Source organism: Rhizobium sp. 268 (genome assembly GCF_036571585.1).
GTDB classification, from domain to species: Bacteria; Pseudomonadota; Alphaproteobacteria; order Rhizobiales; family Rhizobiaceae; genus Rhizobium; species Rhizobium redzepovicii.
Window position 1 is genome coordinate 88,555 of the sequence record NZ_JAPPSO010000006.1, and the last position, 15,145, is coordinate 103,699.

11 protein-coding genes are annotated in these 15,145 nt (G+C 61.6%); 7 read left to right on the top strand and 4 right to left on the bottom strand.

The annotated features are described in order from the left end of the window. Window positions 1-4: 4 nt before the first annotated feature. A complete protein-coding gene (locus tag OS035_RS13430) occupies window positions 5-4,780 on the bottom strand; it encodes an NAD-glutamate dehydrogenase (protein ID WP_131710933.1) in 4,776 nt (1,591 codons plus the stop codon). 275 nt (window positions 4,781-5,055) lie between these two features. Between OS035_RS13430 and pdxY the strand changes: the two genes are divergently transcribed. The 3 genes from pdxY (at window position 5,056) to OS035_RS13445 (ending at window position 8,354) form a co-directional block, all read left to right on the top strand. Next, on the top strand, window positions 5,056-5,931 hold the full coding sequence (gene pdxY / locus OS035_RS13435) for a pyridoxal kinase PdxY (RefSeq protein ID WP_131710932.1): 876 nt from the start codon (window positions 5,056-5,058) through the stop codon (window positions 5,929-5,931). Between the two features lie 71 nt (window positions 5,932-6,002). Beyond that, window positions 6,003-6,644 (top strand): carbonic anhydrase, encoded by a 642-nt coding sequence (locus OS035_RS13440; RefSeq protein WP_097625071.1) that lies wholly within the window; start codon window positions 6,003-6,005, stop codon window positions 6,642-6,644. Window positions 6,645-6,740: 96 nt separating this feature from the next. Beyond that, window positions 6,741-8,354, top strand: a complete 1,614-nt coding sequence (locus OS035_RS13445; RefSeq protein WP_097625070.1) for a GGDEF domain-containing protein — start codon at window positions 6,741-6,743, stop codon at window positions 8,352-8,354. Window positions 8,355-8,405: 51 nt separating this feature from the next. On the opposite strand, the gene OS035_RS13450 is transcribed toward OS035_RS13445, so the two are convergent. From OS035_RS13450 to OS035_RS13460, 3 genes are all read right to left on the bottom strand, one after another. Next, window positions 8,406-9,227 (bottom strand): lytic murein transglycosylase, encoded by an 822-nt coding sequence (locus OS035_RS13450; protein ID WP_183778509.1) that lies wholly within the window; start codon window positions 9,225-9,227, stop codon window positions 8,406-8,408. A gap of 168 nt (window positions 9,228-9,395) precedes the next feature. After that, window positions 9,396-10,430 carry an aspartate-semialdehyde dehydrogenase gene (locus tag OS035_RS13455; protein WP_003589565.1) on the bottom strand — a complete coding sequence of 345 codons (1,035 nt, stop codon included), beginning with the start codon at window positions 10,428-10,430 and terminating at the stop codon, window positions 9,396-9,398. Between the two features lie 111 nt (window positions 10,431-10,541). Then, the gene (locus OS035_RS13460) at window positions 10,542-10,748 is read right to left on the bottom strand and encodes a hypothetical protein (protein ID WP_097625068.1); all 207 of its coding nucleotides are present in this window, start codon (window positions 10,746-10,748) and stop codon (window positions 10,542-10,544) included. A 94-nt stretch (window positions 10,749-10,842) separates the two neighbouring features. Between OS035_RS13460 and OS035_RS13465 the strand changes: the two genes are divergently transcribed. The 4 genes from OS035_RS13465 (at window position 10,843) to OS035_RS13480 (ending at window position 15,120) form a co-directional block, all read left to right on the top strand. Next, the gene (locus OS035_RS13465; RefSeq protein ID WP_331813799.1) at window positions 10,843-12,597 is read left to right on the top strand and encodes an alkaline phosphatase; all 1,755 of its coding nucleotides are present in this window, start codon (window positions 10,843-10,845) and stop codon (window positions 12,595-12,597) included. 97 nt (window positions 12,598-12,694) lie between these two features. Beyond that, complete coding sequence (locus tag OS035_RS13470) at window positions 12,695-13,162, top strand: hypothetical protein (protein WP_183778505.1); 468 nt, start codon at window positions 12,695-12,697, stop codon at window positions 13,160-13,162. A 6-nt stretch (window positions 13,163-13,168) separates the two neighbouring features. Next, complete coding sequence (locus tag OS035_RS13475; RefSeq protein ID WP_183778503.1) at window positions 13,169-13,861, top strand: ABC transporter ATP-binding protein; 693 nt, start codon at window positions 13,169-13,171, stop codon at window positions 13,859-13,861. Beyond that, entirely contained in the window at window positions 13,858-15,120 is a 1,263-nt protein-coding gene (locus OS035_RS13480) for an ABC transporter permease (RefSeq protein WP_331813801.1), read from the top strand. The genes OS035_RS13475 and OS035_RS13480 overlap by 4 nt, the downstream gene beginning before the upstream one ends. The last annotated feature ends 25 nt before the right edge of the window (window positions 15,121-15,145 follow it).

The window sequence follows — 15,145 nt, forward strand, 5'->3', positions numbered from 1 at the left end:
TGTCTCACCTCGCCCGGTCGCGCGCAAGATCGGTCAGGATACCTGCAGCAACGGTAATACGCGCAAGATTGGGATCGCCGCCGTCGCTGAGGCTCGATAGCTCTTCGACGATCCGGTTGATGCGGATGCGATCCTGGGCATGCCAGGCCTGAACCGGGAGCTTTTCCTTGCCGTGATCGGACAGCGCCGAGATGACGATGTCGCGTCTTGCGCTGGCGATCTGGTCGATGCTGCGGGCAAGCGCCAGGTTCTCGTAATGGTCGGAGGTGAGGATCCGCCCACCCGCCGCCAGCAGCCGGGCAATCCGGAAGGTCTGGGATACTGCGAAGTAGTTTTCAGCGGCGCGCACCAGGGGCTCGCCGGTGCGCTCGGCGATCTGCATGATCTCAGGCACGAGCGCGAAGGTCTGGAGGTTGGCGATCTCGGCTGCGAGCTTTTCGGGCACGCCCGCCTGGGTATATTCGGCTTGGCGCGCCGCGGCATCGCCGGCCGATTGTTCGGCAAAGGCGGGCTTCAGTTTCTTCAGAGCGGCCTGCAGCCGGCTAATCACTTCGGCCATATCCGACTTGGTCATCGCGGTCTTCAACAGCAGGCGCGTCAATACGGTAAAGCTATGGCTGATTTCCTCGTAGATACGGTTCTGCATTTCGCCGGATATCCGGCCGTCGAGCGCATCCGTTTCGGCCCAGAGCCGGGTCAGGTCGAAACCATCGCGCGCAACGATTGCCGCGCGCACCACTTCCGGTGCCGAAGCCGCCGTCGCATCCATCATGGCAACGGTGAAGCTCGGCCCGCCGCGGTTGATCGCTTCGTTGGCAAGCACCGTCGCGACAATTTCGCGCTTCAGGCGATGACCGGCGATATCGCCGGCGTTCGACTTCTGCATCTTGACGGGGAAATAATTCAAAAGCGTCGCGGTAAAATAGGGGTCATCCGGCAGATCGCTGGCGGCCAGCGCATCGAAGAGCACGATCTTGGCATAGGATACCAGCACGCCGATTTCCGGTCGCGTCAGCGGCTTGCCGGCGGTATAGCGTTCGGCCAGCGTCTGTTCGTCCGGCAGCGTCTCGACCTTCCGGTTCAACTGGCCGGCCGCCTCGAGCACGCTCATGAAACGGCCAAGCTCCAGGCCGTTTGCCGTGCCCTTGCGTTCCGTCAATGAAATTGCCAGCGACTGAAGGTAGTTGTTGCGCAGCACCAGGCTCGCCACTTCGCTGGTCATCGAAGACAGAAGCTGGTCGCGTTTTGCCCGAGTCAGGCGCCCGTCATGCATGGCGGCCGCCAGTGCGATCTTAATGTTGACCTCAACGTCCGAGGTGTTGACGCCGGCCGAATTGTCGATGGCGTCGGAGTTGCAGCGTCCGCCCTTGAGACCGTAGGCGATGCGGCCCTTCTGGGTGACACCGAGGTTTGCGCCCTCGCCGATCACCTTGGCGCGCACCTCAACCGCGGTGACGCGGATCGGGTCGTTGGCGCGGTCGCCGACTTCGGCATCGGTTTCGGACGGGGCTTTCACATAGGTGCCGATGCCGCCGAACCAGAGCAGGTCTACCGGGCTCTTCAGGATCGCCGTGATGATTTCGAAGGGCGTGGCCACGGCCTTGTCGATGCCGATGGCGGCCACCGCTTCCGGTGTCAGCGTGACCGATTTCGTCGCGCGGGAGATGATCATCGCACCCTTGGAGAGCACGCTTTTGTTGAAATCCTGCCAGCTTGACCGCGGCAGGTCGAAGAGCCGCTGGCGTTCGGCGAGTGTCTTTTCCATATCGGGATCAGGATCGATGACGATATCGCGGTGGTCGAAGGCGGCTATCAGCCGGATCTTCGGAGAGAGCAGCATGCCGTTGCCGAAAACGTCGCCCGACATGTCGCCGACGCCGGCGACCGTGAAGGGCGTCGTCTGGATGTCGATGTCCATTTCACGGAAATGGCGTTTGACGGTTTCCCAGGCGCCGCGGGCGGTGATGCCCATCTTCTTGTGGTCGTAACCGGCCGAGCCGCCGGAGGCGAAGGCATCGTCCAGCCAGAAGCCGGCTTCCTGCGCCAGCGCATTGGCGGTGTCTGAGAAGGTCGCGGTGCCCTTGTCGGCGGCGACCACGAAATAGGGGTCGTCGCCGTCGAGCCTGACCGTATCCTTCGGCGGCACGATCTCGGCGCCCGATATATTGTCGGTGATCGACAGCAGCGTGCGGATATAGGTCTTGTAAGCCTCGCGGCCGGCGTTGAAGATCTCGTCGCGGCTGCCGCCGACGGGGAGCTTCTTCGGATAGAAACCGCCCTTGGCGCCGACCGGCACAATGACCGCGTTCTTCACCTGCTGGGCCTTGACGAGACCGAGCACTTCGGTGCGGTAATCCTCGGCGCGGTCCGACCAGCGCAGGCCACCGCGTGCCACCTTGCCGAAGCGCAGGTGCACGCCTTCGACTTCGACGCCGTAGACGAACATCTCGCGGAAGGGTTTGGGCTGCGGCAGCCCGTCGACCAAGTGCGGATCAAGCTTGAAGGCCAGCATCGGCTTCGGCGATCCATCGGCATTCTTTTGGAAATAATTGGTGCGAAGCGTCGCATCGACGATATTGACGTAGCGGCGCAGGATACGGTCGTCGTCAAGGCTCGGCACGTCGGCAAGCTCGACTTCGATCGCCTGATGCAGGTCGGCAAGCTTCTTGACACGGGCCTTTTCGGAAAGCCGGGTATCGAGCGTGTCGTGGAAGAGCCGGAAGATGGCGGCGGCGACACCGGGATATTTGTCGAGCGTGGTGGCGATATAATCCTGCGAATAGGCGATGCCCGCCTGGCGGAGATAACGCGCATAGGCGCGCAGCACGTTCGTCTCGCGCGCCGAGAGCCCGGCCGAGAGGATCAGCCGGTTGAAGCTGTCATTGTCGATCGTGCCGGCGAAGGCGGCGACAAAAGCTTCCTCGAGGGCGGAGCCGTAACGCTGCAGATCGATGTCGCCGCCGTTGCGGGCCTCGAGTTCCATATCGTGCAGCACGACGAGTTTCGTTTCTCCGTCTGTCGCCGGTACATCGATGTCGAAGGTGCGTTCGCTGACGACATTGAAGCCGAGATTCTCAAGCAGCGGCACGCGGCGCGACAGCGCCAGCTGGCCGCCGGCGTGGAAAATCTTCAGCGAGAGGGTGCGGCTCTGCTCTTCCTGACGATGGTAGAATTCGATGCGAAGTGGCTCGCCGGCGGCGCAGGCAACGATATCGGCGAGATCGGCCACGGTTTCTTCAGGCGTGAAGGAATCCTGAAAGGCCTGGTCGACTGATATCTTCGGTGCCTTGGGTCCGGCCAGCGCCTCGAAACGGTCATCCCAGCGGGCGGTGATCTCGCGGATCACCTGCTCGAGCTTTGACTGCGGAATGCGCGGTGTTTTGCCGCCGGAGCGGCCGATGATGAAATGCACGCGCGCCACGCCGCCTTCCGGGAAAGCCGGGTAATAGGCGGAGACACGACCGTCATAGACGGTCTTCAGATAGGTGCCGATCCTTTCGCGGACGATCGAGTCATATTCCTCGCGCGGCACGTAGACGATCACCGAGACGAAGCGGTCGAAATGGTCGATGCGCGGCAGGACGCGCACGCGCGGCCGGTCGGCGAGGTCGTTGATCTGTTCGGCAAAACTGGCAAGCAGCGTGGTGTCGATCTGGAAAAGGTCGTCGCGCGGATAGGATTCCAGCGTGTTGTCGAGCATGCGGCCGGAATGGCTCATCGGGTCGAAGCCGAAATGTTCCTTCACCTTCTCGATCTTGGAACGCAGCAGCGGGATTTCCGAGGCGAGCGACGTATAGGCCGTCGAGGTGAAAAGCCCGACGATGCGCAGCTCGCCGGTGACGTTGCCGTCGGCGTCGAAGCGTTTGACGCCGACATAATCCATATAGGCCCGGCGATGGACGATGGATTTCACATTCGCCTTCGTGACGATCAGGAAGTCGGGACCGTCGAGGAAAGCAAGGATCTCAGGCGTCGTCGTCACGGCATCCTTGCCGGTGCGCAGCACGAGCACATCGGGATTGGAGAGAATGCCGAGGCCGGTACCCTTGTCGCGTTCGACCCTGGCGTCGGAACCCTTGCCGGAATAGACATATTCGCGCATCCCGAGGAACGTGAAATTCTCGTCGCGAAGCCATGTCAGGAAGGCGACGGCTTCATCGCGATCAGCCTTCTTCCGGCTGGCGCCATTGGCTGAAAGCTCGGCGATCACCCCATCGATCTTGGAGAGCATCGGCTTCCAGTCGGACACCGACAGGCGGACCTGCTCGAGCACGGTTTCGATGCGTTTGACGAGATCAGAGGCTTGGTCGGAGTTGAGCGGCGCAATATGGAGCTGGATATGGCTGACGCGGTTGGCCGGGTCGCTCGGGTGATCGGCGGAATAGAGCGCAGGCGCCTTACCTTTCTCCATGACCAGGATGGGGTGCACGGCCATGAACAGATCGCGATAGGTGCTCGTCACTTCACCCATGACCGATTCAAACAGGAAAGGCATGTTCCGATCAGTGACCGAAAGCACCGAAACGGCAATGCCACCGGGCGTCACATCGGCGATGGTGTCGATGCCGACGCGGGGCGCCTTGCCGTTCCAGGCGGCGAGTTCCTTTGCCGAATGCACGGCGGAGAGCGCCAGCATCTCAGGCGTATAGAGTTCGAGATCGTCATTGCTGGCCCGTCCGAAGAGAATTTCCGGATCGAGATGCGCTTCGCCCGTCGCCTTGGCGATCTTGCGCGCGCTTTCGATCTGCTTTTCCCGTTTCGGATTGTTTCTGGCAGCCATGAATCGCCTCCCGCAATGGACTGGTTTTCTGCAAGCTAGCAGAAGATTTCGCGAAAAAATCTCTAAAATGCGGCCTTGAGGGATCGTATTGATGCTTTTTTGACGCTGGAAATGGGAAATTGTCAGAGATTTTTCCGATTTCATGGCCAAAACGAACGGAAGGATCCTCTTTTTGTTTTTCGTTCCGCGGCACATTTCCATGTTCACGTGAAGAACGGTTGACAGCGTGGCGTCAAAAAGATCATCAAACGCGGTCATCATTCGGATCTTGTCTCATGTCGGAAAATGCAGCGGGCGCAGTCATCGTCATCTCCAGCCATGTGGTGCGCGGCTCGGTCGGAAACCGGGCGGCCGTCTTTGCCCTGGAGACGCTTGGTCATCCGGTCTGGGCGATGCCGACCATCGTGTTGCCCTGGCATCCCGGCCACGGCCGCTCGACGCGGCTTACATTTGCGGAAGCGGATTTCGACGCGGCGATCGACGATCTGATCCGGGCGCCCTGGATCGGCGAAGTCAAGGCGGTGCTTTCGGGCTATTTCGGCAATGCCGCCCAGGCGCGCTCCGTGGCTCGGCTGATCGCCGCGCTCAGGCAAGATAATCCCGAGCTTCTCTATGTCTGCGACCCCGTCATGGGTGATCTCGGCGGTCTCTACGTGCCGGAGGCGACCGCCGAGGCCATTCGCGACCATCTGATCCCACTCGCGTCGCTGGCGACGCCGAACCGCTACGAACTTGCATGGCTGTCCGGGGCAGCACTTGACGACAACAGCGCGATCATGGAGGCGGCGCTGGCGCTCGGGCCGTCGCGCATGCTCGTCACCTCGGCCGTGCCGATGATGGCAGGGGGTACCGGCAATCTCTATCTTTCCGGCCGTCACGCGCTTCTTGCCGAGCACCGCGTCGTCGAAAACCCGCCGAACGGTCTCGGCGACCTGCTGGCTGCCGTCTTCCTGTCGCGCCTGCTTTCCGGTCTCGAGGACGAAAAGGCGCTTCAGCTTGCCACAGCAAGCGTCTTCGAGGTGCTGGCACGCGCCGTCAAGCGCGGCAGCAACGAGTTGATGCTGGCGAGCGATGCGTCCAGCCTCTCGACGCCGATGGCCATGGTGCAGATGCGCCGGCTCGTGCACCCGGCGCAGCGGCGGAAAAAATGACGCATCCGTCAATGTACTCATTTTGCAGTGCAGCAGTTGATCTTGTCTTCCGCGCGCGCTAATCCAGAAGCATGCAGCGTTTTCCAAATTCCCTTCTGGACGGTTACCGCAACTTCATGAACGGGCGTTATGCCGATGCCCGCGACAGGTATCGACTGCTTGCCGAAAACGGTCAGAGTCCGAGCACGCTGGTCATTGCCTGTTCGGATTCACGTGCCGCACCGGAGCTGATCTTCGATGCCGGCCCGGGTGAGCTCTTCGTTATCCGCAACGTCGCCAACATGGTGCCGCCCTACGAGCCGGACGGCCATTTCCATTCGACGTCGGCCGCGCTCGAATTTGCGGTGCAGGCGCTGAAGGTCTCGGATATCGTCGTGATGGGCCACGGCCGCTGCGGCGGCATCCGCGCCGCGCTCGATCCCAATGCCGAGCCGCTGTCGCCGGGCGATTTTATCGGCCGCTGGATGTCGCTGGTCAAGCCCGCTGCCGAGCAGATCCAGAGTAATGACGTGATGACGGCCGCAGAGCGGCAGACGGCGCTGGAGCGTGTCTCGATCCGCAATTCGATCGAAAATCTCAGAAGCTTTCCCGACATCAAGGCACTCGAGGAAGCGGGAAAAATGCATCTCCATGGCGCGTGGTTCGATATTTCGACCGGCGAACTCTGGGTGATGGACGCCGAGACACGTGACTTCATTCGTCCCCAAATCTAGGGATCTGCCGCTTTATCAGTTTATTAAGAATTGCTGCTAAGATTGGCGTCAATTGGTCGCGCACGACCGACGTTTTGAGTACCGTGGCGATTGGCGATGAAGTTCGAGACCATCAAAAGGGTTATCCTGGCCGCCATCATGCTGCCCTTCGTCTTCATGCTCATTGAAGGCGTCGTCGTCATACGGGCTTCAGTCAACCAATACAGGGATCTCGAGAAAGACCGGCAGTTCGCCGACGTTCTTGCCCGTGGCGGGTCGATCGCCGCCACGGAGATCCTGAGCGAAATCGGTGCCACTCGCATTTATCTCGCGCATCCGAGCAGCAAAACTGCCGCTGATATGCAGAAAAGCCGGGCAACGCTCGATGACGAGCGCCTTGCCTTCTATGCCAGCCTGCCTTCCCGCGATACGCTCGATGAAGGGCTTGCGGAAGAATTGTCGATTCTCAGCCTTGCCTACAGCCGCATCGTCGCCGCGCGCGGCGCCGTCGACCAGGGCCGTTATGTCGGCAGCGATCCCGGGTCGATCTACTGGTACGCAGCTCTCAAGCAGCTTGCCGTCGTCGATGCGCTTTCACCCTTGATCAGCGACCCGGTGCTGCTGGAGAAATCCAACCAGCTGATGGGCATCATGCTGACCTATTATGGGGAGAGGCTGATCACCGGCATTGGCAGCCGTTACCTTGACCAGGGCGTGTCCGCCAGATTTCCGGTGGAGCTGTTCGTGCAGGGCAAGGTCATGATCGGCGAGGGCATGGATCACATGGTCTTCCATTCGGCGGCGCCGATCGTACGCGACATTGTTGCCTATCTCGGTCGCCGCGACCAGGTGAAGGCGAATGCGATCACCGACGCCATTCTCGCCGGATCGCGGCCGACGCCTGAGGTGCGCGACGTCTGGGCGGCTGCGCAGAGCGAACGCATGACTTTCCTGCAACAGAAAATGATCGAGGCGGCGAGAGATATTCACGAGACCGGCGAAAACTTTTCGACGCGTTCGCATATACACCTGACGCGGATCCTGGCGCTGTGCGCCGGCTTGCTCATCCTCGCGACCTTGGTGATGATGCTGGCGGCAAGGGGTCTGCGCCTGATCGATCGGCTGACGCGGGACCGGGAGACGCTGGTCGGCGAGTTGCGCAACGCGGCCCAGACCGATCTCCTGACCGGCCTTTACAACAGGCGCGGCTTCGAGTTTGCCGCATCGGCGCTTCTCACGCAGGCCGAGCACGGATCACGCTGGATTTCCGTCGTGCTCTTCGACCTCGATCATTTCAAGAAGATCAACGATATCAACGGCCATGACGCTGGCGATGCCGTGCTCCGGCATGTCGCGGGCGTCGCGCGCGCGAATTTCCGTTCCTTCGATCTGCTGGTCCGTCATGGCGGCGAGGAGTTCCTGGCGCTCCTGCCGGATTCGACGCCCGACGATGCGGCAATCGTTGCCGAGCGCGTGCGGCTGGCGATCGAGGCGGCGGAAATCCCCTTGGAGAGTGGCGAGGTTCTCAGGGTGACGGCAAGTTTCGGATGTGCCGGCCGGGCAAATGAAGCCGCCAACCGGAACTTCGAGGATCTGGTCAAACGCGCCGATCTCTCGCTCTACGCCGCCAAGGCCTCCGGCCGCAATTGTGTCGTTTCGGGGCCAATCGTCCCGGCGCAGGAGGAGCGCCGCAAGACGGCCTCCGGCGGCGGCTTTGATTCCCGCATATAAAAAACGCCGCATGTCCCAGCGGCGTTTTCGGGTATCGTTGTCGAAGAAGACCTATTTGCCGTCGATCTGCTGGCCGATATAAGCGATTGCCTGCTGATAGACGCTGGCGGCGTTCCAGCCCTGGATGGCGACGAAATTCGGCTCTCCGGGCTGATAGCCGGCGCCGGCGCGCCAGCCATGGCCCTTGAGGAAATTCGCCGTCGAGGCCAGTGCATCGGCACGCGAACCGACCATGTCAACTCGGCCATCGCCATCGCCGTCGGCGCCGAAGCGCACGACATTGCGCGGCAGAAACTGCGTCTGGCCGATTTCACCGTGGGCAGCACCCTTGGCCTGCGGGCTCAGATAACCCTCGGAGACGAGCTGGAGCGCGGCATAGAGCTGGTCGGTGAAATAGTCCGAACGGCGGCAGTCATAGGCGAGCGTCGAAACGGCCGACAGCGTGTGCTGGTTGCCCATATAGCTGCCAAAACCGGTCTCCATGCCCCAGATGGCGATTAGCGGGCCGGCCGGAACGCCGAAACGGCGCTCGATCGAGGCAAAAAGCGCCTGGTTGGCGGCTTTCATGCTGCGGCCGCGGGAGATGACGGCGGCACCGCCGCGCTTCTGCATGAAGGCGTCGAAGGAGAGTTTGAAGCTCTTCTGGCCGCGGTCGGCGGCGATCGTCGGTTTGTTGTAATTGACGTTGGCAAAGGCGCGGCTCAGAACCGCCTGGCTGACGCCATTGGCTGCTGCCGTCTGCTTGAAATCGGCAACCCAGGCCTCGAAGCCGGCGCTGGTATTGCCGCATTGCGGTCCTTGCGCGAACGCCGGTACCGCATGGAGGACGCCCATTGCCGTAGCGGCCGCCAGAAACAACTTTTTCATGCGCATTGAGAAACCCCGCTCTCGATCTGCATAGTTTTTAGGCGGGCAAGAGAATGCCAGCCACTCACGATTTTGTCACGATCACCTTTTAGCGAGCGCTTATACAGTTGATTTGCCCCGGAAAAGCCCCGCTCACCGAGCAGGGCTTTAACATCTTATGGTTTACAAATCGTATCAGGCGGCCTGCTTGCGCGGCTTGACGAGGCCGCGATTGACCAGCAGCTCGGCGATCTGAATGGCGTTCAATGCGGCGCCCTTGCGTAGGTTGTCGGAGACCACCCAGATGTTGAGGCCGTTTTCGACCGTCGCGTCCTCGCGGATGCGCGAGATGTAGGTCGCGTCCTCGCCGGCGGATTCATAAGGCGTGATGTAGCCGCCGTCCTCACGCTTGTCGATGACGAGGCAGCCTGGTGCATCGCGCAGGATATCGCGGGCCTGGTCGGCGGTGATCTCGTTTTCGAACTCGATGTTGACGGATTCCGAATGGCCGATGAAGACAGGCACGCGCACTGCCGTGCAGGTCACCTTGATCTTCGGGTCGAGCATCTTCTTAGTCTCGGCCAGCACCTTCCACTCTTCCTTGGTGTAGCCGTCTTCCATGAAGACGTCGATGTGCGGGATGACGTTGAAGGCGATACGCTTGGTGAACTTCTTGTTCTCGATCGGATCGGCGACGAAGACGGCGCGCGTCTGATTGAAGAGCTCGTCCATGCCGTCCTTGCCGGCGCCAGAGACCGATTGGTAGGTCGAGATGACGACACGCTTGATCTTGGCGAAGTCATGCAGCGGCTTCAGCGCAACCACCAGCTGGGCGGTCGAGCAATTCGGGTTGGCGATGATGTTGCGCTTGGTGAACTGGCTGATGGCGTCCGGGTTCACTTCCGGCACGATCAGCGGCACGTCGGCGTCGTAACGCCAGGCCGAGGAATTGTCGATGACGATGCAGCCCTGCTGACCGATCTTCGGCGAAAACTTCTTGGAGATTTCGCCGCCGGCCGACATCAGGCAGATATCGGTGTCGGAGAAATCGTAATTCTCCAGATTGGAAACCTTCAGCGTCCGGTCACCATAGGAAACCTCGGTGCCCTGCGAACGCGCGGAGGCGAGCGCCACGACCTCATCGGCGGGGAAGCCGCGTTCGGAGAGAATGTTGAGCATCTCCCGGCCGACATTTCCGGTTGCTCCCGCAATTGCTACTTTGAAACCCATTTCTCAAGCTCTCTTTCTCTTCTCTCCTCTTGTCCGGTGAGGGGAAAGGCGCGACGGATCGCGTCTTCCTGTCCCCAGCCGAGCCGGGGAGAGAGCGGCAGGCCAGAGACGTCAGACGGTTTTCGTCGTCGTTTTGGCCTTGGTTTTGGCAGAAACCGGAACGGCAATATCCACCCCGGCAACCCGTGCCCGGTCATTGCGGTCAGCAATGGCGTGTTCGTCGCGAACCATGGAGATTCCTTTTCCGCTGTTGCTCTTAGAAGGTTTTCCACAGGAGTCAAGGTTTTTGCGCTCGGAGCCTGCAGGCGAAAGCGGCAGCCACGACGCTGCGGCGTTTTGTCATGCCGCTGTCATCCCCGGGAGGTATCCCGGCTCGGTTATTTAATGACTGCAACGAAAACGGGGGTTTTCCATGCGTACGCTTCTTGCCGCCTTTGCGGCCACCACCATGCTTGCGGGCGCCGCTCAGGCGACGACGGTCTATCCGCTCGATCGCGCCACGATTCTTGCCGGTTCGCCGTTCGATTTCAAGGTCGAACTCAACAAGCAGGTCAAGCCCGAAGACGTGAAGATCACGGTCAACGGCCAGGACTACAAGACCGTCCTCGGCGGCGAGGCGCAGTTCGTCGAACTGGAAAAGGGCAAAGAGGATAAGGCTCTCGGTTCCGCTCTGCTGCTGCGCGGCCTGAAGATCTCGGCTCCCGGCGCCTACAAGGTCGAGGTTGCTGCCGGCGACGAAACGACGTCCGTCACCTGGAATGTTTACGAAACCGCGGCCCAGCCGAAGGCCAAGAACATCATCTTCCTGCTCGGCGACGGTCTTTCCGTCGCGCATCGCACCGCTGCCCGCATCATGTCGAAGGGCATGACCGAGGGCAAGGCGAACGGCCGCCTGAACATGGACGATCTCGATCGCATGGCTTTCATCGGCACCTCCTCGACGAATGCCGTCTCCACGGACTCGGCCAATACCATGTCGGCCTACATGACGGGCCACAAGACCGCCGTCAACGCGCTCGGCGTCTACGCGGACCGCACCCCGGCCTCGCTCGATGACCCGCGCGTCGAAACCTTCGCGGAAGCTGTTCGCCGCACGACGAAGAAGTCGATCGGCATCGTCGCAACCGCCGAAGTCGAAGACGCGACGCCGGCTGCCGTCGTTTCCCATACCCGCAACCGCAACGACAAGGCCGATGTCGTCGGCATGCTGCTCGACGTCAAGCCGGAAGTCCTGCTCGGCGGCGGCTCGGCCTATTTCCTCGGCAAAGAGGTCGCCGGTTCCAAGCGCAAGGACAACCAGGACTACATTAAGCTGTTCCAGGATGCCGGCTACAAGCTTGCGACCGACAAGAACGAGCTCGCCGTCAATGCATCGGGCGAAGGCAATCTCCTCGGTCTCTTCCACACCGGCAATATGGACGTCACGCTCGATCGCGAGTTCCTGAAGAAGGGCACCGTCGACAAGTTTCCGAACCAGCCGGGTCTCGTCGCCATGACCAAGGTTGCGCTCGACCGCCTCTCCAAGAATCCGGACGGTTTCTTCCTGATGGTCGAGGGTTCCTCGATCGACAAGATGTCGCATCCGCTCGATTGGGATCGCGCCGTCTTCGAAACCATCGAATTCGACCAGGCCATCGGCGTTGCCCGCGAATTCCAGAAGGCCCATCCGGACACGTTGATCGTCGTCACCGGCGACCACACCCACGGTGTATCGATCATCGGCACCGTCGATGACGACAAGCCCGGCACCGAAATGCGCGAAAAGGTCGGCACCTATGCGGAAGCCGGCTTCCCGAACTACAAGGACGAAAACGGCGACGGTTACCCTGACAAGATCGATGTCAGCCGCCGCCTGTTCCTGAGCGCCAACAACGGCCCTGACCACTACGAGACCTTCCGTCCGAAGCTCGATGGTCCGTTCGTTCCGGCTGTCCAGAACGAAAAGAAGGAATATGTCGCCAACGAGCAGTACAAGGATGTTCCCGGCGCGGTCTTCGTGCAGGGCAATATTCCGAAGACCGGCGACAGCGGCGTCCATGCGGTCGACGACGTCGTCCTGCAGTCGGCTGGTCCGGGTTCTGAAGAGTTCCATGGCTACATGGAACAGAGCGACGTCTATCGCGTGCTCGCCGACACCTTCGCTCTCGGCGCCAAGCAGACGAATTGATGTGAGGCCGATCCGGCAGTCGTTTGCCGGCCTTGCCTGTTTCGTCGATCATGGTCCCGGCCGTTCAGCGGCCGGGATTTAATTCTTGGAGATTGCCATGGAAAAGCTCCCTTCGCTGCATCTCAGCCGGCGCGGCCTGATCGGCGCCATCGGCACGCTGGCTTTCGCCGCAGTTGCTCGCCCGAGTTTTGCTGCAGATTCCGTGATCGGTTTCGATGAGCTTTATGACAAGTTCGGCGTGCTCGGCCTTGAAATTTCCGACAAGGTGAAGCGCCTTGCCGGGCAGGAAATCAGCATGAAAGGTTTCATGGCGCCGCCGCTGAAGGCCGAGGCTCAGTTCTTTGTGCTCACCGAGATGCCGATGTCGCTCTGCCCCTTCTGCTCCTCGGATGCGGACTGGCCGGATAATATCGTCGTCGTCTATCTCGGAGAGAAACAGACCTTCGTGCAGCCGCGCCAGACGATCGAAGTGCGCGGCATGCTGGAATATGGCTCCTGGACGGACCCGGACACCGGCTTCGTCAGCCTGCTGCGGATCCGCCGGGCCGAATATTCCGCCGTCTGAACCGATATGCTCGCTCTCAATATCGAAAACCTAGATGTCACCTTCCCAGGCCTGTCCTCGTCGGCGCTGGCAATCACTAGCCTGTCGATCGATGCCGGCAGCAGGGTTGCCATTACAGGCGCGTCCGGATCCGGCAAGAGCACTTTTGTCAATATCGTTGCCGGGCTGGAACGGACGCGCCAGGGCCGTATCCGTTGGAACGGCGAGGATATTGCTGGTTTTTCCGAAAGCCGGCGCGACCGGTTCCGTGCCGCCAATATCGGCCTGGTCATGCAGGAATTTCATCTCTTTCCCGGCCTGTCGGCGCTGGAGAACGTGCTTTTACCGGCGCGGCTTGCGGGTGTCGCCACGGCTGATGTCATCCAGCGGGCGCATGCGCTTTTGAGCACGGTCGGTCTTTCCCGCCCCGGCCAGAAGATCGAAACCATGTCGCGCGGCGAGATGCAGCGCGTGGCGATCGGCCGGGCGCTGCTGCGCAAGCCCGGCGTCATCATTGCCGACGAACCGACGGCAAGCCTCGATGCCGAAAGCGGCGAGGCTGTCGGCGATCTCATCCTCGATCTCGCCATTGCCGAAGGCAGCACGCTGATCGTCGTTTCACACGATCAGCGCCTTGCCGGCCGCCTCGACCGGCGTATCACCTTCGGTTCCGGCCGGGTTAGCAACGATTCCGCGGCAACGGCGGGAGAGGCTATATGATCCGTTTCATCTTTTCCGATCTTCGCCGCCTCTGGGCGGGGTCGCTGGTGGTCGTGCTGCTGGTGGCGCTTGCGACCGCGCTCGGCGTTTGCGTCGTGCTGCAGGAGCGGGCGCTTCGTCTCGGCAGCGCACGCGCTGCCGACAAGTTCGATCTCGTCATCGGCGCCGGCGGCAGCGAGACGCAGCTCGTGCTGTCCTCCGTTTTCCTGCAGCCCTCGCCTTTGCCGCTGATGCCGGGCGATGTGCTGGCCAGGCTTGCCGCCGATCCCCGCGTCGACTGGGCGGCGCCGATCGGCTTCGGTGATTCCTTCTCCGGCTATCCGATCGTCGGCACGACGGTGACGTTGGCGGAGAACCTGTCTGGCGGCTTTGCCGAGGGCAGGATTTTCGCCCGCGAGGGAGAAGCGGTGATCGGCTCTGCGGTTAAGTTACCGCTCGGGGCCGAGATCAAGCCGATGCATGGCGTGGCGGAAGAAGGCGGCGAGACCCACACCGAACTCGTCTATCACGTCGCCGGCCGCTTGCGGCCGACCGGCACGGCCTGGGACCGGGCCATTCTGGTTCCGATCCAGGCCGTCTGGCATATCCATGGTCTGGGGGCGGAAGAGCATGAAGGCGAGGCTGGACACGATCATGAGCATGAAGGCGCCGGTCACGATGTACATGAGCATCACGGCGAAATCGACCCGGATGCCGTGATCGACGAGAAGTGGGCTGCGGATGCTCCCGGCCTTCCCGCCATCCTCGTCAAGCCGAAGACGATAGCCGACGCCTATAAGCTGCGGCAGGAGTATCGCAGCGGCAATACCGTCGCCGTTTTCCCCGGCGAGGTGCTGACCAATCTCTACGGCACGCTCGGCGACGCCAAACAGATCCTTGTTGCGGTCGCCGCCGGCGCGCAAGCGCTCGTCGCCGCCTCGCTGGTGCTGGTCACGGTCATCCATATCGGCCAACGCCGGCGCCAGATCGGCGCGCTGCGGGCTTTCGGCGCCCCGCGCGGCGCGATTTTCGGCATCGTCTGGCTGGAATTCTTCTTCCTGGTGGTCGTCGGCATCGGGCTCGGTTTCACGTTCGGTTACGCTGCGGCGCTGACCTTGTCTGGCATGTTCTCTCAGACGAGCGGGATCGCCATGCCGGTCGGTTTCGCCCGTGAAGACGCCGGGCTTGCGGCGGTGCTGCTCCTCTTCGCGACAATTTTGGCCGCGCTGCCGGCGGTGCTCGCCTACCGGCAATCGCCGGCGCAGGCGCTGAGAGCGTAACCAGGCCGGCTGACGACTCGGCTGC